Raw genomic sequence first — 21,171 nt, forward strand, 5'->3', positions numbered from 1 at the left:
CCGAAGCGGCGCACTGCTTTTATTCGTATTTCGTAATATTTTGATGCGAGCAGGCCCCGCGGCGTTTTGCGCGCCGGGTTATCCTTGCGCCCCAGGATGATCACCCTGCCCGCGCCAAGCGGGGCCGCGCGCATGCCCACCAAACGTACCACCATCAACACCATCACACTGACCTGCTCCGCCTGTGGCAGCAGCCAGTTCACCAAGCTCGCGACCAACGAGTATCGCTGCAATCATTGCCAGGCCGTCACATTGGTCGAGGACGATGTTGCCCAGCGGCTGGAAAAAATCCTGCGGGGCATGCAGCAGCCGCAGCCCGCGCCGGTGCAAATCAAGCCGGCTGCGATTGCGATCATTATTGCCGCGGTGGCGGCAGTCTTTCTGGTGCCGCTCGTGATGACGCTGCTGCACGATTCGAGTACGCCCGTCCCTCGTTACGAGCCCGAAAAGCCCATCGATCCTGCTCTGATCAAGCTCACCGATGTGCAGAATATCAAGACCGGCCGTGGCCGCGAACTCGTCATGCTGATGCACAATGACACGGGCCGCGACATCAACGCGCCGACCGTATCGGCGACCTTTTACCGGGATGCATTGACGCTGAGCAGCACCTCGGGCTCACCGGTCGCCAATACGCTGTTGCCGGGCGAGTATGCGCCTGTGCGCCTATCGATGCCCGATGAACCCTTCACTCGCTACGAGTTGAAAGTCCAGCGCGTGTCTCCGACCGACCGTATCAGCCGTGCCGTGGTCGCCGAAAAGGTGCAACTCGTCCTCAACGACGGCACCTATCGTCTGGTGGGGCTGGCGCGCAACATCGAGATGGGCACGGCGCGCAGCGCCAGAATTGTCGTCACGCTGTATGGCAAAGACGGCCGCATCATTGGCGTGGGTTCAGGTTATGGCGTGGCCAATGAGCTGGGGCCAAACGCCGCCACACCGTTCGATGTACGTTGCGATATGTTCAGCGACGAGAAAGTCGCGTCTTATGACTATATGGTGCAAAGTGAAGGCTAGCCGCTACACCGCCGTGCTGCTGGCCGGCATGATTCCCTCATTGGTGTTTGCACAAGCGACAGAAGTCCCGCCGACACCCAGTCCGTCCCGCATCATTCACGTCGATCCCGCCAATGTCCGGGTCATCGATCATTTGCGCCTCAGTACCGAAGAGTTGCTGGACGAGAACTTCAAGTTTTTCGACAGCTCAGTCATGGCCGTCGTCGATCCGCATCGGCTGCCCAGCGAAATCGGGCGTTCGCAGCTTTATCTGGAGTTCGTGAACACGAGCAAAGACACCATCATGGTCGATCCCAACGTGACAATGGCGTTCTTTGAGGGATCGACCGCGATCGGGTTGCGTCACGAGTGGACGATGCCCGGCACGATCTATCCTGGCGAACGTGTGCCCATGATGTTCACGGGCGAGCGCTTTAACAAGATCACGGAAATCAAGGCAGACTGGCAGCCGGCCAAACCCGCCGCCCTGCCCGGTCCGCGCCCCAAGCTGAAAGTCACCATCGAGAAAACCGACGCGGGCATTGGCGGCGGCACCTTGAATTTCACGTACCGTTATCAGTACAAGTATGTGACGGTGTTCGGCCGTGTGCTCAATGAGTCGTCAAGCAACGTCGACGAAATCCGCGTATGGGTCAGCCTGTACGATGCCAAAGATCATCTGACGGGCGCGCGCTATGAGCAACTGCGCGTGCCGACGCTCAAGCCCGGCGAAAGCGTGCCGTTTCAATTCGACGTCAAACAGCACGGCGCCAATTTTGCACGCGTCGCGGTCGTCTATGATGCCGAGGCGCAGTAGTCGCCGCCGACGGGCGTCCTCATGCGTCGCTTGGCGTCGGGATACCAGCATCGCCACCGCGGCTCAGCAGGCTCTGAAGTTCGCTCCACACACGTAACGTGTAAGTTTGACCGGGTGCATCGCACTGCGGACACAGAACCTGCTGCATCGTGTTCTAGCTGGTGAGTTTCTTGAGCACCTCGGCTTTGGCCGAGTCGTAGTCCGCAATGGTGATCAGTCCTTTGTCCAGCAGATCTTTCAGTTGCTGCAGGCGTTGGACAGGGTCCGCGCCGGCAGACCCAGCCGCCGCAGCGGCTGCTGCGCCAGCGCCGGGCACGAGCCCTTGCGCCATGGTCTGCCCCAATGCCGCGCCAGCGGCCAGGCCAGCACCGATACCGGCGATTCCACCTTCGTTCTGCGCGGCCATCGGAATGGAACTGGCGGTCTGGTATTGGGTGTACTTGCCCAGATCGCCCGTTATCCCGATCGAAATCCGCGTATCCAAGGCCTTTTGCAGTTCCTCGGGCAAAGACACGTTTTCGACGGTGAAGTTATCGAGCTTGATGCCATACCGATCGAACACCGGGCCGAGCGCCTCGGCGATTTTTTGCGACATCAGGCCCTGGTTGGCCGCAATATCCAAAAAGGCGACGTTCGATCCGCCCAGCGCCGTCGTCATGGCCGCCACCACCATATTGCGCAGTTGCTGTTCCAGATCGTCAACGGTAAAGACATCGCGCGTACCGCTGATCTCGCGATAGAACTTGGCCGGATCGGAGATCAGATACGAATACACCCCAAAGGCGCGCAGCCGCACCATGCCGAATTCGCTGTCGCGTATCGTCACGGGTTGCGTAGTGCCCCAGCGCCGTCCCAGTTGCAACCGGGTGCTGAAGAAAATCACATCCGACTTGAACGGCGACTCAAAGAGCTTGTCCCAATTTTTCAGGTACGTCAGCACCGGCAGCGTCTGCGTGGTCAGCTTGTACATACCGGGGCCGAACACGTCCGCGATCTGGCCTTCGTTGACGAACACCGCCATCTGCGATTCGCGTACGGTCAGGCTGGCCCCATATTGGATTTCAAAATCCTGCATGGGATGACGCCAGGCGAGTACGCCATCGGTGTCCTCATTCCATTGCAGGATGTCGATAAATTGTTTGCGGATAAATGAACCGAAACCCATACGAGGCTCCTCCCTTTTCCTGGTTGGTGCGCAGTATATAGCGCGATTGAATATATTGCGCCCGCCTCTGCTCGGGCTCACGAGTGGTTGACGCAACCAGGACACCTGCCCACGCCACGACGGCATGTAGAGAACACCGAAAGCATGTCAAACAACAGCGCCGTAATTTGAATATGCCTGATTAAAAAATGACGAATTGATCGTTTGCCCCGTAGAGGTGTTTACCTAGAATCTGCGGCTCACCCATCGTTTCCAGGCACGATTCATGTCCCTCGGTACTGCCACCTCGCCGCCCTCTGTACACGCTGACACCTCGGTACGCAGCGCCGCGCGAACCCGTCCTCTCAACAAGACGGCGCGCGCCGGCATCATCAATCCGGCCAACTACTTTCTGCTCTCCTGGCTAGTTCCGGTGTTGCTCGTCATAGTCTGGGAAACAGCTACCCAAGCGGGCCTCATCCGCTCTCAGGTCCTCCCGCCTCCCAGCTCGATACTGATCACCGCATGGGACCTGCTGCGTTCCGGGGAATTGTTCCGGCACCTGGGGGCCTCCCTGTTGCGGGCCCTCGCAGGCTTTCTCATCGGCGGCACGGCCGGATTCGGATTCGGCGTGCTGACAGGTTTCTCCCGCGTGGCGCATGCGCTGCTGGACCGCCCCATCCAGATGATCCGCGCCATTCCCTTCCTGGCCCTGCTGCCGCTGGTCATCGTGTGGTTCGGAGTGGACGAGACAGGCAAGATCTTCCTGGTCTCGCTGGCCGTATTTTTTCCTCTCTACGTAAATACCGTCCTCGGCATCCGCCAGATTGACCCCAAGCTGCTGGAAGTGTCCCAGGTCACGGGCCTGTCGCGGCTGGACACTGTGCGCCGCATCATCCTGCCCGGTGCGATGCCCTCAGTGCTGACCGGCGTGCGCTACTCGCTGGCCACGGCCTGGCTGGCGCTGGTCATCGCCGAAACACTGGCCACCACTTCGGGGATAGGCTTTCTGGCGATGGATGCCAGGGAATTTCTGCAGACCAACGTCATCGTGTTGACCATCATCATCTACGCCCTCATCGGCGTCGTCGCCGACGGTCTGGCTCGGATGCTGGAACGCCGCTTGTTGTCCTGGCATCCCAACTTCACGGACAAGGGGTGAACCATGGATACCCTCATTCCCGCTTCCGAACTCGCTGTCGAAGTGCATGGCCTGCGGCGCAACTACGGCGAACGCACCGTCATCGAAGACCTCAGCCTCACCATACGCAAAGGCGAGTTTGTTGCCCTGCTCGGCGAAAGCGGCTGCGGCAAGACCACGCTGTTGCGCGCGCTGGCCGACCTGGATGCGCCCGATGCCGGCACCATCCACGCCCGCGGCTCAGCCGCCGTGGTCTTCCAGGAGCACCGCTTGCTGCCCTGGGCCAGCGTGCTCGATAACGTCATGCTCGGACGGCCGTCCGATTCCGTGCCTCAGGCGCGCGCCGCCCTGGCCGAGGTCGGCCTGGCTGGCCGCGAGGACGACTGGCCGCGCAACCTGTCGGGCGGCCAGGCGCAGCGAGTGGCGCTGGCCCGAGCCTTGGTCCGAGAGCCCGGCCTGCTGCTCCTGGACGAGCCTTTCGCCGCGCTCGATGCGCTGACCCGCATCAAGATGCACGTACTGGTAAGAGAACTCGTGGCGCGCCATCGCCCCGGCGTCCTTATCGTGACTCACGATGTCGACGAGGCTATTGCCATCGCCGACCGCATCCTGGTCATGCGCGACGGCCGCATTGCCAGCGAGCACGTCACCAGCAGCCAAAACGATTTCACACAGTTGCGCCACGGCCTGCTCACCAAGCTGGGTGTGGCCGACGATCTGATCCGCCGGTAGCCTTCGACCCCAAAAAACAGGAGCTGCATTTCATGCCCGTTCTTAATACCCCTCTGACCCGCCGCGGCCTGCTGAAAATGGGCGCCGCAACGCTGGCCTCAGGATTGATTGTCCCTACGCGAGGCCTGGCCGCCCAGGGTACCCGCGATACGGATACTGTGCGCCTGGGCTATGGCCGCGGCGGAATCCCGCTGGTCGCGCGCGAACGCGGCGAATTGGAAAAACGCCTGAAGGAACGAGATATCAAAGTCGAATGGATAGGTCCGTTCGCCAACCACGCTCCCTCGCTGCAGGCAGTCGTGGGCGGCAGCGCCGATTTCGGCTTCTGGGGTTCCACCACGCCCGCGTTGGCGGCCATATTGGCCGGCTCGCCCCTGGTGTTCACCTCCTTCAATGTGTACTCGCCCCGCTCGACCGCCATCATCGTCAAGACAGACAGCGGCATCAACCACGTGCGTGACCTGGCCGGCAAGCGCGTGGCGGTCAACAGGGCTGGGCTCGGCGAGTTCCTGGTCGTCGCCGCGCTGGAGAAATTCAACGTGCCGCGCGAGAAGGTGCAGTTCGTCTACCTGAATCCGCCCGACGCGGGCCCCGCGTTCGCCCAGGGCAAGGTCGACGCCTGGTCCATGTGGTCGCCCGGCGTGGACATCTCGCGGGAACAGAACGGCGCCAAGGACATTTTCTTCGAGGGGACCGACCTGGACTTTCTGATCGATTACAGCTCGCTGGTCGTGACTCGCGACTTCGCCACGCGCAATGCCGCCTTGGTGCGCGCCGTGCAGGACGCCTATTACATCGAGGGCCAGTGGATCTCCGAGCATCCTGTCGAAGCCGAGATCATTGCCCAACGCGAAGGCAAGTACAACGACGCCGTGCGCGACAAGCTGGTCAGCTACGCCCGCAAAAACAAGTTCTACGAGCCGGATGACGATGACTTCATCACCGAGTTCCAGCGGGCCGCCGATTGGCTGGCCTCGCACGGCATCATCAAGTCCAACATCAAGGTCGCTGACCACAGTATCAAGGTTTGAATCCACCATGTCTGCAAATCCGATACGGCTGGGCGTCAACGTACTGGCCTCTGGCCGCCACGACGCCGCCTGGAAGACCCTGCCCGACGCTGCGGCCCTGTCCACCGACATCGACCACTTCACGGCCATCGCCAAGTCCGCCGAACGGGCTCTGATAGACGCTATCTTCCTGGCCGACGGCCCGGGCGGCCTGGTGACGGAAAGCCACACCCGCCCCTGGCGTGCCTTGGACCCGTCCATCCTCGTCGCGGCACTCTCACAGCATACGCAGTATGTAGGCCTGGTCGCCACCACAACCTCGCTGTTCGGCCATCCTCATACCATCGCCCGGCAGATCGCGTCCATCGATCACATCAGCCGGGGCCGCGCAGCGTGGAACATCATCACCTCGCAAAACCCGCCGTCGCTCGGCGCCTTCGGCGTCGACAAAGGCTGGGATCAGGCCGAACGCTACGAGCGCGCCCGCGAATTCGTCGAGATCGTCACAAGCCTGTGGAGCAGTTTGCCGATACAGGCCATCGAGGCCGACGCGGCCTCACACGTCTACCTGAACCCGGCCAGACTGCGCCCCATCGATTTCCGCGGCCGTCATTTCGCGTCACGCGGCGTGTTGTCGGTGCCGGAAAGCCCGCAAGGCCGTCCGGTGATCTTTCAGGCCGGCCAATCTGCCGACTCCAAGGCCTTTGGCGCGCGCTACGCCGACGCGCTGTTTACGGGCCAGCGGGTGCTGGCCAGCGCGCAAGCGTTCTATGCCGAGACCAAGCGCCTGGCGGCTTCTTTCGGCCGCGATCCCGGCCAGTTGCTCATCATGCCGGGCCTGTTTCCCATCCTGGGCTCCACCGACGATGAGGCGCTGCGCCACAAGCGGGCGCTGGACGACTTGCTGAACACCGAGGCGCTACGCGCCGAATTGGCCCGCCACCTGGCATTGGAGCCTGCAGACCTCGCCGATCTTGACGCGCCGTTGCCGCACGCCAAGATAGATGCGAATGAATCCATCGTACCCATCGCCTCGCGCTGGCACCGCAACGAGATGCTCAAGGAAGCCCGCACCAACGGCTGGAACATCCGCGAACTGATGTTCTCCAACATCACGGGCGGGCATCGCGTCTACACGGGCACGCCCGACGGCTTTGCACGCAACATCATCGAATGGGTGGATGGACGGGGCGCCGACGGATTCAATCTCAACATTGACGTGCAGCCCGCCGGCCTGGATCTGATCGCGGACCATGTGATTCCCGTCCTGCAGCGCGCGGGGCGCTATCGCCACGAGTACGAGACCCGCACGCTGCGCGGCCATCTGGGTCTGGAGCCCTTTCGTCCCGGCGCCGTCGAGCGCCTCAGTGCCTGACGGGAGCCATACCATGCAGCATGAATTCGCCATAGAGACGTCAGGCTACGCTTGGAGCGCCATCACGCACGCGCTGGGATTCGAGNCGTTGTTCGAATCGATTGCCAACGAAGCGCCGCAGCGCGACGTCGAGCGGCGGCTTCCCCGGGATCGCGTCGCCGAACTCAAGGCCGCTGGCTTAGGCAGGCTGCGCCTGTCGCGCGAACAAGGCGGCGCTGGACTGGCGCTGCCTGATCTTTTCCAGCTCGCACGCGACCTGTCCTATGCCGACTCCAATATCGCGCACGCTTTCCGCAATCACTTCTTCGCGGTAGAAGAAGCCCTGCGCGCGCCCTGCGAGCCCTTGTACGCGCGGCTGCTGCGCGAAGCCGCCGAAGGCCGCACATTCGGTCTAGGCTTCGGCAATGCCCCGCCCAAACGCGCTGGCGAAGCACCGTCAGACGTTACCGGACGCCTGGAATGGCGTGCCGCGCAGGGCTTTTATGTGGGTAGCGGCATCAAACCCTATTCCACCGGCAACCTCTATGCCGACTGGCTCCTCGGCCCTGCCCGCGAAAGCCGCGAGGAGGAACTGGTGCAGTACCTCGCCTCGACCAGCGCTCCGGGCGTGGACTTGGACGACGACTGGCCCGGGTTTGGCCAGAAGCTCACGGGCTCGGGCAACACGCGATTCGCCGAGGTACACATCCAGGCCGGCGATATCTATCCCACACCCGCCCGGGCAGCGCACAACGGCACCTGGCGCTATACCTTCCACCAGGTGTACCTGACCAACGCCATCGCCGGCATCGCCCGCCGCATCGCGCGCGACAGTGTCCAGCTCATCCACGAACGGCGGCGCAACTTCTATCATGGCCAGGCCGACATGCCGCGTGACGAAGCCGTGCTTCAGGCGCAGCTTGGCCGCATCGCTGCACACGCCGGCGCACTGGAAGCTGTCATAGAACGCGCGATACTGGCGCTTGCAGCCGCTTTCGACGCCTACGGCAGCGCGCAGGCCGATGCACTGGCCCTGGCTGCGACGCTCAAGGCGACCGAAGCCAAGATCGTCGCCGACGACATCGCGCCGCAACTGGCAGGCTGGCTGATAGACCTGGGTTCAGGTTCGGTCGTCACCACTGAGGGCGCGCTGGACCGGCACTGGCGCAACATCAAAGTCATTTCGTCCCACAACCCGCGCCTGTACAAAGAGCGTTTTCTCGGTGATCACCTGCTCAACGGCGTCCTGCCGCCTACCGGGGCGTTCTTCTGATCCTCGCCACGCCTCAAACCAACATCTACAACTCCAACACAATGCGCCCGCCATTCCGAGCCCGAGAGCAACAGCTCATCATCTTGCCGTTCCCTTCGCGCTCAGCCCGAGTCAGCACGACATCCCGATGATCAATATCCCCGGCCAACACCCGCACTTCACACGACCCGCATAGTCCTTCTTCGCAATCGCTTTGTACATCGATATTGGCCGCCCGCAACGCAGTCAACAGCGTCTGATCCGCCGGTACAGTGACCACCAAGCCAGAGTCTTTGAGCTCCGCCTCGAACGTCTGCTCTTTCGACGGATCCAACGACCCCAGCGTGGAATGAAAATGCTCCACCCGCAGCGTATCCTCCGGCCAATGCGCACAAGCCGATGTCAAAGCCTCCAACATGCGCTCCGGACCGCACGCATACACCTGCGTCCCCGCCGCAGGCTGCGCCAGCAATGCCGTGAAATCATTCCGCGTGCCCTCCTCCGAGACATACACACGCAAACGCTCACCATGCAATTGCTGCAGCTGCGCCAACAACGCCATTCCGTCACGCGAGCGCCCGCTGTAATGCAGTTCGTAGTCGATGCCCAGATCGCGCGCACGGCGGGCCATCGCGCTGATCGGTGTAATGCCTATGCCACCCGCGATAAAGACCGCCCGAGGCGTCGTTTCATCCAATCGGAAATGACTGCGCGGACCACGGATACGCAACCGCGTGCCCGGTCTCGCATACTCATGCACCCAGGCGGATCCACCGCGGCTCTCTGTTTCTCGCAATACCGCGATCTGCAGCCGCCCAGTTTCCGCGGGGTCGCTGCACAGTGAATATTGACGCGACATCCCCGTATCGCCGCATTCCACATCAATGTGCGCACCAGGAGTCCAACGCGGCAACGCCTTTCCATCAGGCGAGGCCAAGGTCAGCATCACGATATTTTCAGCGACCGCATCGGCACGCTCTACCATCACCGGCCGCGTCACCGCATGCGTAGACGGCTCACCAATACGCACCGCCTGACGACGCGACAGAATCTCGGGTTGCGCACGCTCTGGATTCTGACGAGGATCCCATTCCACCCACACATGCTCCGGCCCACGGAACGACGTATTCGGCACATACGTAAATGCCTGATCGGCCAAACGCATGTGAGGCAGACGGCGCGTGAATTCCTCGAGGAAAATCTGCATCTCCATGCGGGCCAGATTCTTGCCCATGCATTGATGCGAACCATAGCCAAAGGTCAATTGATCGCTGGCATTCTCACGCCGGATATCAAACAGATCCGCATCGGCAAAATGGCGCTCGTCATGATTCGCTGACGAACTGACAATCAATAATTTCGATCCTGCCGGGATTGGCGTTCCCGCGATATTCGTATCGCGCGTGACCAACCGTCGCCATGCCGCCACCGAACCGTTATGACGCAGGCATTCCTCTACCGCGTTGGGAATCAGCGAGGGATCTTCGCAGATATCACGCCAGGCGTCCGGATGCTGCAACAGCAATTTGATGGCGTTAGCCGACGCATTGGCCGTCGTCTCATGTGCAGCAACGATGCCAGCCATCATCATGGAATGCAGATAAGAGTCCGTCACCACATCGGGATAGTCTTTTTGTTTGCGTATCCCGTATTGCATCCAGCCCGGCTGGTTAGGGTCTTGACGCATCTTGTCCAGGATTTTTCCGGCCAACTGCCAGAAATTTCCCACGGCGTGGGCGACCGCAACTTGCTCCTCTGGTTTGGGCCGGCCCCACGTATTGACCGTGTGCGCAATGGAATACTGACGCAGCAGATCCATGTCCTCCTCGGGCACGCCGAGGAAATGCAGCGCCACCGTCAAGGGGACTTCCCACAGCATCTGATCGACGAGATCCGCGCGACCGTCATTGATGAATCGGTCCACATACTCGCGCGTCAGACGGCGCACCATCGGCTCGTGATGCTTGAGCGCCTCTGGCGTGAAAGGCTCCATCAACGCGCGACGCCGCGGCATGTGCGCCGGCTCGTCCTCGTTGACCAAGGTACGGTTCATGGCGTAGCCGTAGGATTCCAGCACCGCATTCGCCTCGGGCCCTGTCGGCGTGATTTTCTCAAGCGCAATCGATGGACTGAACGTCATGTTGTCACGAAAGATCGCCTTGATATCTTCGTAGCGCGTTACGACCCAATAGCCGAGCTTTGGGCTATAAAACACCGGTTCCTGCTCGCGCGCCCAGCGGACATAGTCCGGCGGGTCCTGCTGATAAGCGTCACCGAACGGATCGAACTCCGCGGCGCGAGGGCTCACGTGTACGGGACAGCCGGAAGGAGCGGCGTTAGTCATCTGATGCACTGGACAGCCTGCGCCAGCTGCCGGGCTCGGGTTCTGAGCGTGCGTCGCACCCAACACCTCAACGGGCCCGGATCGCTGTCCGTCGACCTGGGTTTGTCCTTGACTAAAACGTGATGACATAACGTCGTTCCTGTAATGCGGTAACGCGCGAGAGGCGATTAATCCAGTTTGATATTCAGATCGCGAATCAGCTTGTGCCAGCGAACGCGCTCGTCTTTCAGCAGCGCGGCATATTCCGCGGGGGTGTCACCCACCGGCTCGATGCCGAAGTCCACGAGCTTCTGGCGAATCGTGGGATCCTTGATCGTCTCCACCAGATCATGATTCAGCTTGTCGATGATGGGCTTCGGCGTTGCAGCCGGGACGACGATGCCTACCTGAGCGGCCGCCTCGACATTCTTGTAGCCCAGCTCGGCAAACGTCGGCACATCAGGCAGCTGAGGCAAACGTGTGGGGTTCGCCACGGCGAGCGCGCGGACCTTGCCGCCCTTGATGAACCCGGCCCCGGCAGCCAGATCGACCATCATGACGGGCACTTGCCCGCCCGCAACATCCGCCAGCGAGGGCGCGGCACCCCGATACGGTACGTGTACGAGATTCACTCCGGTTTCCACCTTGAGCAATTCCATCGCCAAATGATGCGGACTGCCGGCGCCGGCCGACCCGTAATCCATGCCCTTGGCACTGGCTTTGACCTCCGCGATGAAACCCTTTACGTCCGTGGCCTTCAGCGCGGGGCCGGCGACCAGAATCATCGGGAATTTCCCTAGCAGCGTCACGGGCGCCAGGTCTTTCTCAGGGTCATAGGACAGCTTTGCGTACAACGCCGGATTGAAAACCAGCGTGCCATTGTCGGCCGACAACATGGTGTAGCCATCCGGCGCCGAACGCGCCGTTTCCGAAGCGCCGATCGCCGTATTCCCGCCGGGCTTGTTGTCCACCACAATGGTTTGCCCCAGCCGCGGCGACAGGCCCTGGCTGATCGTACGCGCCAGGAAATCCGAGCCACCGCCGGCGGCATACGGCACGATCCAGCGAATCGGCTTGGACGGATAGTCGTCGGCTAGCGCGGGGGCTGCCGCCGTCATCGTGAGGAGGGAGCAGGCGAACGCGCGAGTAAAGCGGCCAAAGGGCATGATTGTCTCCGTGGTGTTGTGGCTGCAAAGCGTAGCTTATTTTGCGTAAATTCTATACGCTATGCGTAAATCGTCAATACGGGATAACCTATCATCGGGTCATCTCCCCCCTAATGCCCACTATGAACCCTCCATCCGCTACCCCCGCCTCTACCCGCCCTCGCGAACGCCGCCAGCGAGTCCAGGCTGCCGAGACCGGTACCGCCATTCTCAAAGCGTTAGGTAGCCTGGGCGGACGCGCGAGCCTGACATTGATCGCCTCGCATATCGACGAAAGCCCTGCCAAAGTGCATCGTTATCTCGTGAGCCTCGTGGAAGGCGGTCTAGTAAACCAGGACACTTCTACCCAGCAATATTTCCTGGGCCTGGAAACATTGTTGTTGGGATTGGCGGCGATGCGGCAGGCGGACCCTATCCGCATGGCGGAGTCCTCGCTGATACGGTTGCGCGAGGAGCTCGAGGTCACCTGCTTTGTCGCAGTGATGGGCAACAAAGGACCCACCATCGTTCGATTTGAAGAGCCCGGCCTGCCCGTGACCGTCAATGTGCGGGTAGGCTCGGTGCTGCCCATACTCTGGTCGGCCACCGGCCGCGCGTTGCTGGCTGCGTTGAATGAGCGCGAAGTATCTGCAATGGCTCGGTCGGAATTACGGGCCGCCACACCCGCGCAGCGTGCGCTGCTGGACGCCCATGAGCCTATCGAGGTGCTGTGCCAATCCGTGCGGGATGCCGGCTGCGCTTCCGTACGCGATACCAATCTGCCGGGCATCAGCGCGGTCGCCGCGCCGCTCTACGACTATACGGGCCGCCCTCGAGCGGTATTGACGGCGCTAGGCGCATCCGGCGGATTCGACCCTTCGCCGGAAGGCGTAGTAGGTCAAGCGGTACGCCGGGAAGCCCAGGCCATCAGTCATTTGCTAGGCTACAGGGCAAATTCCTGACCTGGGCGGAAATGGGGTGTGCGCGAGCCGCCCGCTCGCGGCGGGCGACCGTGACGCATAGAGGCTCAGCGTGAGCCACCCGAGGAGGGATAGGCCGGGCTCGGGGTGTTGGTGTTGTTGTCCGGCATCGTGGCAGGCGCCGGGGGTGGCGCAGAGTTCTGATAACCCGGACGGTCGTAGGTGCTGTCACCGTCGTGATGACGATGGCTGCAGCCCCCCAGTACCAGACCGGCGGCAATGATGGGCAAGGCAAACATTCTCAGCTTCATGATGACCTCCTGTTGTATAGGAATCGTCTTACCCGCATGTTGCGTACCTGCGTCCGATCACAACAGATCTTCGATACGCACCGGCAGATCGCGCACCCGCACGCCCGTGGCATGGTAGACCGCATTCGTGATGGCGGCAGCCGTCCCTGCCAAGCCTATTTCGCCTATGCCGCGAGCGCCCACCTCGTTCCAGATGAGATCGGGATAATCCAGAAAACTCACGTCTAGTTGCGGCGCATCGGCGTGCGTTGCCATGATGTAGTCGGCGAGATTGCTGTTGATGGGCGCACCCGAACGCGTGTCGTAATGCGTCTGCTCGAACATGGCCATCCCTATGCCCATCACGATGGCGCCTTCGATCTGGTTGCGGCCGGTGCGGGGGTTCAGTACGCGGCCGCCATCGATGACCGTCACGACACGCACCACGCGCAGGCGCGCCGTAGCAGGATGCCAGGCGACCTCTACAAAATGCGCCCCGTATGAATTGATCGAGTACTGTTTCTTCAATGATTTGCCGCTGCCGCCATGACCGTCGCCCGTCACGCTGGCCACGCCAGCCTTCGTCAACACCTGAGCCAGCGGCACGCCAGCGTCGGCCTTGTCATCGGCAACGCAGATACGGCCATCCCGCATCGCGAGGCTCTGCTCCGATTGCCCGGCATAAGGGCCATCCTTGCCTACCGCCAGACGACAGGCTGCCCTCACCGCTTTGCGCGAGGCCTCGAGTGCAGCTGGCACAATCGACGCCGTCGCGGCCGACCCGCCTGATACGGGTCCCGGCGGAAATCGCGTATCGCCCAGACCAATCTGGATACGATCCAGCGCCAAGCCCGTTTCTGCGCTCACCAATTGCGCCAGAATCGTGTATGTGCCTGTGCCGATGTCCTGTGTCGCGCAGACCAACCGGGCCGAGCCGTCGGCGTGCAAACTGACGCGGGCATCGGTCGGCATGCGCAAACCGGGCCATGAGCACGCGGCCACGCCCCAGCCCAATACCTCGTCGCCGCGGCGCATGGCACCTACCGCAGGTTGGCGGTGTTGCCAGCCGAAGCGCTCGGCGCCCTGCTCCAGGCATTCGCGCAGGTGTCTCGACGAAAACGGCATACCCGTGCCTTCGTCATGCTGCGGTTCGTTGCGCAGCCTTAACGCTACCGGGTCCATCTGCAACGCCACGGCCAATTCATCCATGGCCGACTCCAGCGCATACATCCCGGGCACCGCCCCAGGCCCTCGCATCGACGTTGGCGCGCCCACGTGCCGTCGCGCCAGCCCCCAGCACACTTTCAGATTGGGCGTGCTGTACATACGTGGTGTTGCCTGGCCACACTGTTCCCGGTAATCATCCAGCATGGATGCCTGACTCAGATAGTGATGCTGCAGCGACACCAATCTGCCGTCTGGTGTCGCGCCCAGCCTCATGTGCTGGTGCGTGTAGGGACGATGCCCCGCGCTGTGGAACGTCATGGCGCGGCTGATGACCACCTTGACGGGGCGGCCCAGTAAACGTGCGGCGGCGGCGGCCAACACGGAGTGCGGCCACGGCCACAGCTTGCCACCAAATCCCGAGCCGAGGTAATGCGAGATCACCCGTACGTTTTCTTTTCCAGTACCCAGCATCTGAGCCACCACCTCACGATGGTTCACGACGCCCTGCGTAGACTCGTACAACGTATAGGCCTGCCCATCGAACGCAGCAACGCAGGCATGCAGCTCCATCGAATTGTGGGTCTCGACCGGTGTGCTGTATATCGTCTCGATCTGCACGTCCGCGCTCGCATAGGCGGCCGCCGCATCGCCTCGTTCGCTTTCAACGGTGAGAGAGGCCTCCCGGTCTGCGCGAGACTGCTCATCCCGCGTTTCAGGGATGTCTCGGGGCGGTGAGACGTGCGGTGTGCTGGCCTCATAAGCCACATCAACCACATTGGCAGCGGCCTGCGCCTGCTCCGGGGTGTCGGCCACAACCAGCGCCACATATTGGCCATAGTAGCGAACGATCTGGTCGTCCAGCGGAGGACGAGCCTCGTCGATGTTGCCACTGGCGGCGCGATAGAGCGGCGGCCGGTTGCCATGGTGAATGACTATGTGCACCCCCGGCATCGCCTCTGCCGCCCCCGTATCCAATCCGGTAATGCGGCCATGCGCGATGGTGGCGCACACCGGCACGGCGTGCAGCATATCCGGCAGCATGAAATCGGCGGCGTAGCGCGCTGCGCCGCTGACTTTGAACGGACCATCGATGCGGACGCTGGGCTGTCCGATGACATCAGGATGAGCAAGCATTGATTGAACCATCAGGTGCGTCCTTATTGCAGCGGCAGAGCCGTGGACAGAGCGTGGATCAGGCAACGGCGCGCGAGCTCGATCTTGAACCCGTTCTCACTTTGCGCGACCGCACCCTGCAAGGCCGACTGGGCGGCTTTTTCATACAGTGCGGCACTGGGAGCACGGCCCGCGAGTTCCGTCTCAGCCGATGGGCAGCGCCATGGCCTCGTGCCTACACCACCCAACGCAATACTCGCAGCCAGGATGTGTGCATCGCGCACCTGCAGCACCACGGCAGCCGACACCAGCGCAAACTCATACGACGCGCGGTCGCGCAGTTTCACATAGCACGAACGCTCGCTTGCCGCGCTGGCGGGCAGAGTCACATGCGTGATCAGCTCATTGGGGTCCAGTACCGTCTCATGTTGCGGCGTGTCGCCGGGCAGCAGGTAGAAATCGCGCAGTGCGATATCACGCCTGCCATCCGGGCCCTGCACATGCACCGTGGCGTCCAGCGCCATCAACGCCACATTCATGTCCGATGGATTGCTGGCAATGCAATGTTCGCTGGTACCCAGAATCGCCAGATTGCGATTATGCCCGCCGATGGCATCGCAGCCGCTACCCGGATCGCGCTTGTTGCACCGGGCCGCTCGATCACGAAAATAAACGCAGCGCGTACGCTGCAGCAGGTTTCCGCTGGTGGTAGCCATGTTGCGCAACTGCGCCGACGCACCCGAGAGCAGTGCCTGCGACAGAACGGGATAATGGGTCGCGATGCGCTCGTCGCGCGCCAGGTCGGCATTGCGCACCAGCGCACCAATGCGGGTGCGTCCGTCGGGCAATACCTCGATGTCGTTCAGACCCAAACCGTTGATGTCGATGATATGCGCCGGGGTCTCGACATCGAGTTTCATCAAGTCCACCAGGGTCGTGCCGCCTGCCAGAAACCGGGGCGGCGGGCCGGCCCCTTGCGTGCTGAACAGGCGCAGCGCGGCATCGATATCGGTGGCGCGCGTGTATTGGAACTGGTGCATGCGTCTACCCTTTCCCGCGTACGTCTTGAATCGCTGCAACGATGTTGGCATACGCCCCGCAGCGGCAAATGTTGCCGCTCATCAGTTCTCGTACCTCGCTGTCGCTGTCTCCGCATGGTTCATGCAACAACGCGGCTGCCGACATGATTTGCCCGGCAGTACAGTAGCCGCACTGATAGCCGTCATGCTCGACGAATGCGGCCTGCAAGGGATGCAGCGACTCGGCGCTGCCCAGGCCCTCAATGGTGGTGACGTCCTTGCCGTGCAGGGTCACCGCCAACACCAGACAGGCGTTGACCCGTCTGCCGTCGACATGCACCGTACAGGCGCCACATTGGCCATGGTCGCAGCCTTTCTTGGTGCCAGTCAGGTGAAGGGATTCGCGCAAGGTGTCCAGCAACGTCGCGCGAGGGTCCAGCGTCAACGCATGGCTCACGCCGTTAACGCGTAATGCGGTCGATATGCCGTGCTGCGACACTTGATGCCGGATCGGCGACTCCGCAGGCGGGAGATCCACGTCCGGCTCGTCTGTTTCAGGATTCTGTGGCGGCTGAGTGGGCGGCTCGCGGGGCGGATCCGTAGGTGGCTCATGCGGCGGCGTGATCGGCGGTTCCCCGGGCGGCGTATCAGGAGGGCCATCAGGCGGGATTTCTGGTGGGTTGTCCGGCGGGATTTCTGGCGGGATCGTCGGCCGGCCGGGATTCGGGTGCGGGGGCTGCGGAACGTGCATGCTCAGATTCACTGCATTCTCCTGAAAAGCAAAGACGCCCGACCGGCGTACGCAAGCCGCATGCCAGGCCATCGCCCTGCCCCTGCTCACCGCCTGAACGCGCCGTTGCAACGCGATTTTTGTTCAGGCCCGAAACTTGCTCTCTGCATATACCTACATACGGAAAGAGAAGAATATGCAGCCCGACTGGACGACCATGTTTTCGCTCTCGATGTCGCCGCTGGAGATCATCATCCGCGGCAGCATGATGTACTGGTTCATCTTTCTACTGCTCAGAATGGCGGGTAGACGAGACGTAGGCTCGGTGGGAATCGCAGACATGCTGGTATTGGTCTTGATCGCCGATGCTGCGCAGAACGGCATGGCGGGCCAATACGAGTCCATTACCGATGGCATGATCCTGGTCGCCACCATCATCGGTTGGACCGTCGCCATTGACCGCCTTGCCTACTACGTCAAACCCATTGGGCGGCTCCTCACCGCGGATCGTGTCTGCCTCGTCCAGGACGGCCAGATCCGCACGCGCAATCTGCGCAAAGAATTCATCACCAAAGACGAACTACTGAGCGAGCTGCGCCAGCAAGGCGTCGACGATGTCAACGAGGTACACCGCGCCTATATCGAAGCCGACGGCAACATCAGCGTAATCAAGCGAACCTGAGCAAACCCTACGTCCCATCTCTGACTCTCTGGACCATGTCATGACCAGCCTCTCTATGCAAAGCAACACGCCAGAGCGTATCGGCCACGTCACGCTTACCCATCCGGACCGCGTCGTGCTGCGCCCACCCAAGACCACCAAATCCGACCTGGCTCATTACTACGAAGCTATCGCCCCTCACATGCTCGAGCACCTGAAAGGCCGCCGCATCGCCATGCTGCGGTGTCCAGATGGCGCTGACGAAGATTGTTTTTTTCAGAAGCACTTGACAGGCGACCTGCCCTCCGGCCTCACGCGGGATGCAGGGCACCTGCAGATACAGTCCACGGAGGGCCTGCTGGCTCTGGTGCAGTTGGGCGTCATCGAGTTTCACACCTGGGGCGCCCATGCCCCCCAGCATGACAACCCTGACCGCGTCACGATCGATCTGGACCCAGGGCCGGACATATCCTGGCGTGGCCTGGTCGAAGCCACGCAACTGGCCCACGGGCTCATGACCGAAGTCGGTCTTGCTCCCTTTTTAAAGACTACAGGCGGCCGAGGACTACACCTCGTCGCCCCCATCCGCGCCACCCGTTCCTGGGAGACCGTCAGAATCCTCGCCCACCATCTCGCACAGCGACTGGCGAATGCCATGCCCGACCGCTTCACCGCCAACATGGCCAAAGACCAGCGGCACGGCCGGATATTTGTCGACTACCTGCGAAATGGCAACGGAGCAACCGCCATCTGCGCTTACTCCGTGCGGGCCCGGCCTGAGGCGCCGGTCTCGATGCCCCTGCCTTGGGCGGCATTGGACTTTCACAACGACTTGCGAGCTGCGGCGTTCAACGTACGCAATGCGCTGGACCATGTGCAAACCCATGAAGATCCTTGGCATGACTATGCCGCTCGCCGCACGGTACTGACGCAACGTATGCTGGATCGATTGGGCCTCTGATCAGCGAGCCGCAGGCTCTGGTTCCGGCGGAACCAGCGGATCGAAATCCTGCCATTTACCGTTTTCCCAACGGCCATTTGCACGCTCAACATCCTGACCGCCCGACTCGCGCAACAGACGCGCGACTTCGGTTTCCTTGTCAGAGGACACGGTCACTGCCAGCAGGACGCCTGCGGCACGCACTGGCGGATGTTCCTCGACGACAGACACCCCGCCATTTCGCCGTATCCGGCGCTTGCGTACGCGGCCGATCGCCACCATCGCGCCGATCAAGGCGCCCACATAGGCACCCACCCCGCCGGCCGCAATGACAATCAGACTGGAGTACTCAAAATTGCGCACCGCCAGCATCGTCAGCACCGCACCGAGCAAGCCCAATATGGAAGCCCCAAACAGCACCCCGATCACCCCGCCTGTCGCGTCAGGATCCTCGCGGCGGTCCCCGCCGACAGGAAAGCGATCATGCGAGCCCGCCGAGTTCACGTAGAACGTGTGGACCTGATCCCCTGCGAACCCGTGCCGTTCCAGGTGTTCGGCGGCGACGCCTGCCTGGTCAAACGTTTGATATCGCGCTGCGACAATCAATGACATGAGGCATTCTCCTTGCGCCGCGGCTGCCGTTCGCTGCCCTGCCGTGTGCCTGGATAGCGGCCCCCTTCTTCGTATTGCGGCCCATGACGATTGGGGCCTTTATGAGGCTCGGGCTCGGGACGCTCGCCACGAGGCCGGCCGTAGTCGGGCTCCTCGGCGCCCCATCGACCGGACTCTCGCGTGTGCTTTTGCCGCCCGCGATCCGCTTCGGCTTGGTTGTCAGACGGCTCGCTGCGTCGATGCTGATTTGACATGACCTTGCTCCCATTTTGACAATGGGTGCGCAAGCATCATGCCTGCAGCATGACACTAGTGGCCAGATTTTCCATAGTCCTCTTGCGCGGGGTTGCCACCCGGTATCACGTGGCCCGCCTGAGCGTACTCTTCGAGCTTGTTGTAGAGAGTCTTGGGACTGATGCCAAGCACGGCCGCCGTTTGTTTCCTGACCCCCTGGCAACGTTCCAGAGTCGCCAGAATCAATTGACGATCGGCCTCGGCCAATGTCGCCCCTACAGGCACTCGCATCAATCCCTGAAGTTTGGCAGCGCCCAGGGGGCCAGTCTGCCGTATCAAGGTGTCACCAGTCACTTCGTCGCCGTCGGCGAGGATAAAAGCCCGGCGTACGAAATTCCTCAGCTCGCGCACGTTGCCAGGCCAAGTGTGGCTCTGAATGGCTTGGCGTGCCTGCGCGCTAAAGGTCCTGTTCGTACCGTGTTCGGCATTCAACGCCGCGAGAAACTGATCGGCCAGCATCAGAACATCGTCACCGCGTTCGCGCAATGCGGGCAGATCCACGGGAAAGACGTTCAACCGGAAATACAGGTCCTCGCGGAATTTTCCATCCTGCACAGCCTGTTCGGGATTGCGGTTGGTCGCCGCAATCACCCGTACATCGCATGATATTTGCTGGTGCGATCCCACCCGCACGAAAGATCCCGATTCGAGCACACGCAGCAATTTGACTTGCATTTCCAGGGGCATTTCCGTGACCTCGTCCAAGAACAAGGTCCCGCCATCGGCTTGTTCGAAATAGCCCTTGTGCATGCGGTCAGCGCCGGTGAAGCTGCCGCGCTCATGGCCGAATAATTCGCTTTCAATGAGATTCGGCGCAATAGCACCGCAGTTCACCACCACAAACGGCTTTTGGCTGCGTGGGCTCAACTGATGCAGCGCATGCGCGGCCAGCTCCTTGCCCGTGCCGCTCTCGCCGACCAGCAGCGTGGTCACCTCGCTGGGTGCAGCGCGGGATATCTGGTCAAAGAGCCGCGTCATCGGCTCGGAGTTTCCTAGCATCTTGCCCAGACGGCCCGGGGCTTTAACGGGCTGGCTCGAATTTTCCGCGTTGCCAAAACCGTTGGCCACACGATTCAGGATACGCAACAGGCGATCCATTTCGATGGGCTTGACCAGATAATCGGTTGCTCCCAGGCGCAAGGCCTCGATGGCGGAATCCATCGTGCCGTGACCGCTGATCACCACGACCTCTACGTGGCCAATGGGAACCCGTTCAAAGAGATCCATACCGCTGCCTTCAGACAGCCGTACGTCCAACAGCAATAAATCGGGAACATGTCGTTCCCATTCGATTACGGCGCGCTTGATCGTGCTGGCTTGTGAAACCGTATAACCGCTGTCCTTGCCGATTTCAGCCAACGTGTCGCGCACAGCATCATCGTCATCAACGATTAAGAGATGAGGCATACCTATTCCAGGGATAAGGTTTCATGAGCTTGATTTTGCAGCATAACGCTTCCAACATCCGACAAACGTAAACATCAGATACGATTCAATAAAGATTTCAAAAT

General features: G+C 61.6%; 20 protein-coding genes. 10 read left to right on the forward strand and 10 right to left on the reverse strand.

Features of this window, described 5'->3' with window-relative positions; genetic code table 11:
* Positions 1 to 132 precede the first annotated feature (132 nt).
* Together ACNA0I_RS06260 and ACNA0I_RS06265 are read left to right on the forward strand one after the other, a co-directional pair.
* Positions 133 to 1,017, forward strand: coding sequence for a hypothetical protein (locus ACNA0I_RS06260; protein ID WP_415805205.1), 885 nt, complete (start codon positions 133 to 135; stop codon positions 1,015 to 1,017).
* Positions 1,007 to 1,813: an FxLYD domain-containing protein gene (locus tag ACNA0I_RS06265; protein ID WP_415805206.1), complete on the forward strand. Its 807-nt coding sequence runs from the start codon at positions 1,007 to 1,009 to the stop codon at positions 1,811 to 1,813. The genes ACNA0I_RS06260 and ACNA0I_RS06265 overlap by 11 nt, the downstream gene beginning before the upstream one ends.
* Positions 1,814 to 1,967: 154 nt before the next feature.
* Here the strand turns inward: ACNA0I_RS06265 and ACNA0I_RS06270 are convergent, their stop codons facing one another.
* Entirely contained in the window at positions 1,968 to 2,978 is a 1,011-nt protein-coding gene (locus ACNA0I_RS06270) for an SPFH domain-containing protein (RefSeq protein WP_415805207.1), read from the reverse strand.
* Positions 2,979 to 3,243: 265 nt separating this feature from the next.
* Here ACNA0I_RS06270 and ACNA0I_RS06275 point away from each other — a divergent pair, with 265 nt between their 5' ends.
* The 5 genes from ACNA0I_RS06275 (at position 3,244) to ACNA0I_RS06295 (ending at position 8,467) form a co-directional block, all read left to right on the forward strand.
* The gene (locus tag ACNA0I_RS06275; RefSeq protein ID WP_415805208.1) at positions 3,244 to 4,119 is read left to right on the forward strand and encodes an ABC transporter permease subunit; all 876 of its coding nucleotides are present in this window, start codon (positions 3,244 to 3,246) and stop codon (positions 4,117 to 4,119) included.
* A gap of 3 nt (positions 4,120 to 4,122) precedes the next feature.
* Entirely contained in the window at positions 4,123 to 4,830 is a 708-nt protein-coding gene (locus ACNA0I_RS06280) for an ABC transporter ATP-binding protein (RefSeq protein WP_415805209.1), read from the forward strand.
* 32 nt (positions 4,831 to 4,862) lie between these two features.
* Positions 4,863 to 5,861 (forward strand): ABC transporter substrate-binding protein, encoded by a 999-nt coding sequence (locus tag ACNA0I_RS06285; RefSeq protein ID WP_415805211.1) that lies wholly within the window; start codon positions 4,863 to 4,865, stop codon positions 5,859 to 5,861.
* Positions 5,862 to 5,868: 7 nt separating this feature from the next.
* Positions 5,869 to 7,215, forward strand: coding sequence for an NtaA/DmoA family FMN-dependent monooxygenase (locus ACNA0I_RS06290; protein ID WP_415805212.1), 1,347 nt, complete (start codon positions 5,869 to 5,871; stop codon positions 7,213 to 7,215).
* A gap of 88 nt (positions 7,216 to 7,303) precedes the next feature.
* Positions 7,304 to 8,467, forward strand: a complete 1,164-nt coding sequence (locus tag ACNA0I_RS06295) for an acyl-CoA dehydrogenase family protein (RefSeq protein WP_415805213.1) — start codon at positions 7,304 to 7,306, stop codon at positions 8,465 to 8,467.
* A 25-nt stretch (positions 8,468 to 8,492) separates the two neighbouring features.
* On the opposite strand, the gene ACNA0I_RS06300 is transcribed toward ACNA0I_RS06295, so the two are convergent.
* Together ACNA0I_RS06300 and ACNA0I_RS06305 are read right to left on the reverse strand one after the other, a co-directional pair.
* A complete protein-coding gene (locus tag ACNA0I_RS06300; protein ID WP_415805279.1) occupies positions 8,493 to 10,790 on the reverse strand; it encodes a cytochrome P450/oxidoreductase in 2,298 nt (765 codons plus the stop codon).
* Between the two features lie 167 nt (positions 10,791 to 10,957).
* On the reverse strand, positions 10,958 to 11,935 hold the full coding sequence (locus ACNA0I_RS06305; RefSeq protein WP_415805214.1) for a Bug family tripartite tricarboxylate transporter substrate binding protein: 978 nt from the start codon (positions 11,933 to 11,935) through the stop codon (positions 10,958 to 10,960).
* Between the two features lie 113 nt (positions 11,936 to 12,048).
* Here ACNA0I_RS06305 and ACNA0I_RS06310 point away from each other — a divergent pair, with 113 nt between their 5' ends.
* Positions 12,049 to 12,876 (forward strand): IclR family transcriptional regulator, encoded by an 828-nt coding sequence (locus ACNA0I_RS06310; protein ID WP_415805215.1) that lies wholly within the window; start codon positions 12,049 to 12,051, stop codon positions 12,874 to 12,876.
* 65 nt (positions 12,877 to 12,941) lie between these two features.
* Here the strand turns inward: ACNA0I_RS06310 and ACNA0I_RS06315 are convergent, their stop codons facing one another.
* The 4 genes from ACNA0I_RS06315 to ACNA0I_RS06330 are packed head-to-tail and all read right to left on the reverse strand — an operon-like array spanning position 12,942 to position 16,961.
* Entirely contained in the window at positions 12,942 to 13,145 is a 204-nt protein-coding gene (locus tag ACNA0I_RS06315; RefSeq protein WP_415805216.1) for a hypothetical protein, read from the reverse strand.
* A gap of 57 nt (positions 13,146 to 13,202) precedes the next feature.
* The gene (locus tag ACNA0I_RS06320) at positions 13,203 to 15,437 is read right to left on the reverse strand and encodes a xanthine dehydrogenase family protein molybdopterin-binding subunit (protein WP_415805217.1); all 2,235 of its coding nucleotides are present in this window, start codon (positions 15,435 to 15,437) and stop codon (positions 13,203 to 13,205) included.
* Positions 15,438 to 15,448: 11 nt separating this feature from the next.
* A complete protein-coding gene (locus tag ACNA0I_RS06325; protein WP_415805218.1) occupies positions 15,449 to 16,444 on the reverse strand; it encodes an FAD binding domain-containing protein in 996 nt (331 codons plus the stop codon).
* A 4-nt stretch (positions 16,445 to 16,448) separates the two neighbouring features.
* Positions 16,449 to 16,961, reverse strand: a complete 513-nt coding sequence (locus ACNA0I_RS06330; RefSeq protein ID WP_415805280.1) for a (2Fe-2S)-binding protein — start codon at positions 16,959 to 16,961, stop codon at positions 16,449 to 16,451.
* Positions 16,962 to 17,349: 388 nt separating this feature from the next.
* Between ACNA0I_RS06330 and ACNA0I_RS06335 the strand changes: the two genes are divergently transcribed.
* The gene (locus ACNA0I_RS06335) at positions 17,350 to 17,835 is read left to right on the forward strand and encodes a DUF421 domain-containing protein (RefSeq protein WP_415805219.1); all 486 of its coding nucleotides are present in this window, start codon (positions 17,350 to 17,352) and stop codon (positions 17,833 to 17,835) included.
* A gap of 40 nt (positions 17,836 to 17,875) precedes the next feature.
* Positions 17,876 to 18,775 (forward strand): non-homologous end-joining DNA ligase, encoded by a 900-nt coding sequence (gene ligD, locus ACNA0I_RS06340; protein ID WP_415805220.1) that lies wholly within the window; start codon positions 17,876 to 17,878, stop codon positions 18,773 to 18,775.
* Here ligD and ACNA0I_RS06345 read toward each other — a convergent pair whose 3' ends face one another.
* The 3 genes from ACNA0I_RS06345 to ACNA0I_RS06355 are packed head-to-tail and all read right to left on the reverse strand — an operon-like array spanning position 18,776 to position 21,067.
* Positions 18,776 to 19,366 (reverse strand): hypothetical protein, encoded by a 591-nt coding sequence (locus ACNA0I_RS06345; protein WP_415805221.1) that lies wholly within the window; start codon positions 19,364 to 19,366, stop codon positions 18,776 to 18,778. It lies immediately after the preceding gene.
* Positions 19,357 to 19,620, reverse strand: a complete 264-nt coding sequence (locus ACNA0I_RS06350) for a hypothetical protein (RefSeq protein ID WP_415805222.1) — start codon at positions 19,618 to 19,620, stop codon at positions 19,357 to 19,359. The genes ACNA0I_RS06345 and ACNA0I_RS06350 overlap by 10 nt, the downstream gene beginning before the upstream one ends.
* A 55-nt stretch (positions 19,621 to 19,675) precedes the next feature.
* Positions 19,676 to 21,067 carry a sigma-54-dependent transcriptional regulator gene (locus ACNA0I_RS06355; RefSeq protein ID WP_415805223.1) on the reverse strand — a complete coding sequence of 464 codons (1,392 nt, stop codon included), beginning with the start codon at positions 21,065 to 21,067 and terminating at the stop codon, positions 19,676 to 19,678.
* Positions 21,068 to 21,171 lie beyond the last annotated feature (104 nt).

The sequence above is a fragment of the Bordetella muralis genome, assembly GCF_965139205.1.
Taxonomy (GTDB): domain Bacteria; phylum Pseudomonadota; class Gammaproteobacteria; order Burkholderiales; family Burkholderiaceae_B; genus Bordetella_A; species Bordetella_A muralis.

What these genes read in the sequence shown, in the direction of transcription:
- ACNA0I_RS06260 (WP_415805205.1), top strand. Translation starts at nt 133, where the DNA reads ATGCCCACCAAACGTACCACCATCAACACCATCACACTGACCTGCTCC.
- ACNA0I_RS06270 (WP_415805207.1), bottom strand. Translation starts at nt 2,978, where the DNA reads ATGGGTTTCGGTTCATTTATCCGCAAACAATTTATCGACATCCTGCAA.
- ACNA0I_RS06275 (WP_415805208.1), top strand. Translation starts at nt 3,244, where the DNA reads ATGTCCCTCGGTACTGCCACCTCGCCGCCCTCTGTACACGCTGACACC.
- ACNA0I_RS06280 (WP_415805209.1), top strand. Translation starts at nt 4,123, where the DNA reads ATGGATACCCTCATTCCCGCTTCCGAACTCGCTGTCGAAGTGCATGGC.
- ACNA0I_RS06285 (WP_415805211.1), top strand. Translation starts at nt 4,863, where the DNA reads ATGCCCGTTCTTAATACCCCTCTGACCCGCCGCGGCCTGCTGAAAATG.
- ACNA0I_RS06290 (WP_415805212.1), top strand. Translation starts at nt 5,869, where the DNA reads ATGTCTGCAAATCCGATACGGCTGGGCGTCAACGTACTGGCCTCTGGC.
- ACNA0I_RS06300 (WP_415805279.1), bottom strand. Translation starts at nt 10,790, where the DNA reads ATGACTAACGCCGCTCCTTCCGGCTGTCCCGTACACGTGAGCCCTCGC.
- ACNA0I_RS06305 (WP_415805214.1), bottom strand. Translation starts at nt 11,935, where the DNA reads ATGCCCTTTGGCCGCTTTACTCGCGCGTTCGCCTGCTCCCTCCTCACG.
- ACNA0I_RS06310 (WP_415805215.1), top strand. Translation starts at nt 12,049, where the DNA reads ATGCCCACTATGAACCCTCCATCCGCTACCCCCGCCTCTACCCGCCCT.
- ACNA0I_RS06315 (WP_415805216.1), bottom strand. Translation starts at nt 13,145, where the DNA reads ATGAAGCTGAGAATGTTTGCCTTGCCCATCATTGCCGCCGGTCTGGTA.
- ACNA0I_RS06320 (WP_415805217.1), bottom strand. Translation starts at nt 15,437, where the DNA reads ATGGTTCAATCAATGCTTGCTCATCCTGATGTCATCGGACAGCCCAGC.
- ACNA0I_RS06325 (WP_415805218.1), bottom strand. Translation starts at nt 16,444, where the DNA reads ATGCACCAGTTCCAATACACGCGCGCCACCGATATCGATGCCGCGCTG.
- ACNA0I_RS06335 (WP_415805219.1), top strand. Translation starts at nt 17,350, where the DNA reads ATGCAGCCCGACTGGACGACCATGTTTTCGCTCTCGATGTCGCCGCTG.
- ligD (WP_415805220.1), top strand. Translation starts at nt 17,876, where the DNA reads ATGACCAGCCTCTCTATGCAAAGCAACACGCCAGAGCGTATCGGCCAC.
- ACNA0I_RS06345 (WP_415805221.1), bottom strand. Translation starts at nt 19,366, where the DNA reads ATGTCATTGATTGTCGCAGCGCGATATCAAACGTTTGACCAGGCAGGC.
- ACNA0I_RS06350 (WP_415805222.1), bottom strand. Translation starts at nt 19,620, where the DNA reads ATGTCAAATCAGCATCGACGCAGCGAGCCGTCTGACAACCAAGCCGAA.
- ACNA0I_RS06355 (WP_415805223.1), bottom strand. Translation starts at nt 21,067, where the DNA reads ATGCCTCATCTCTTAATCGTTGATGACGATGATGCTGTGCGCGACACG.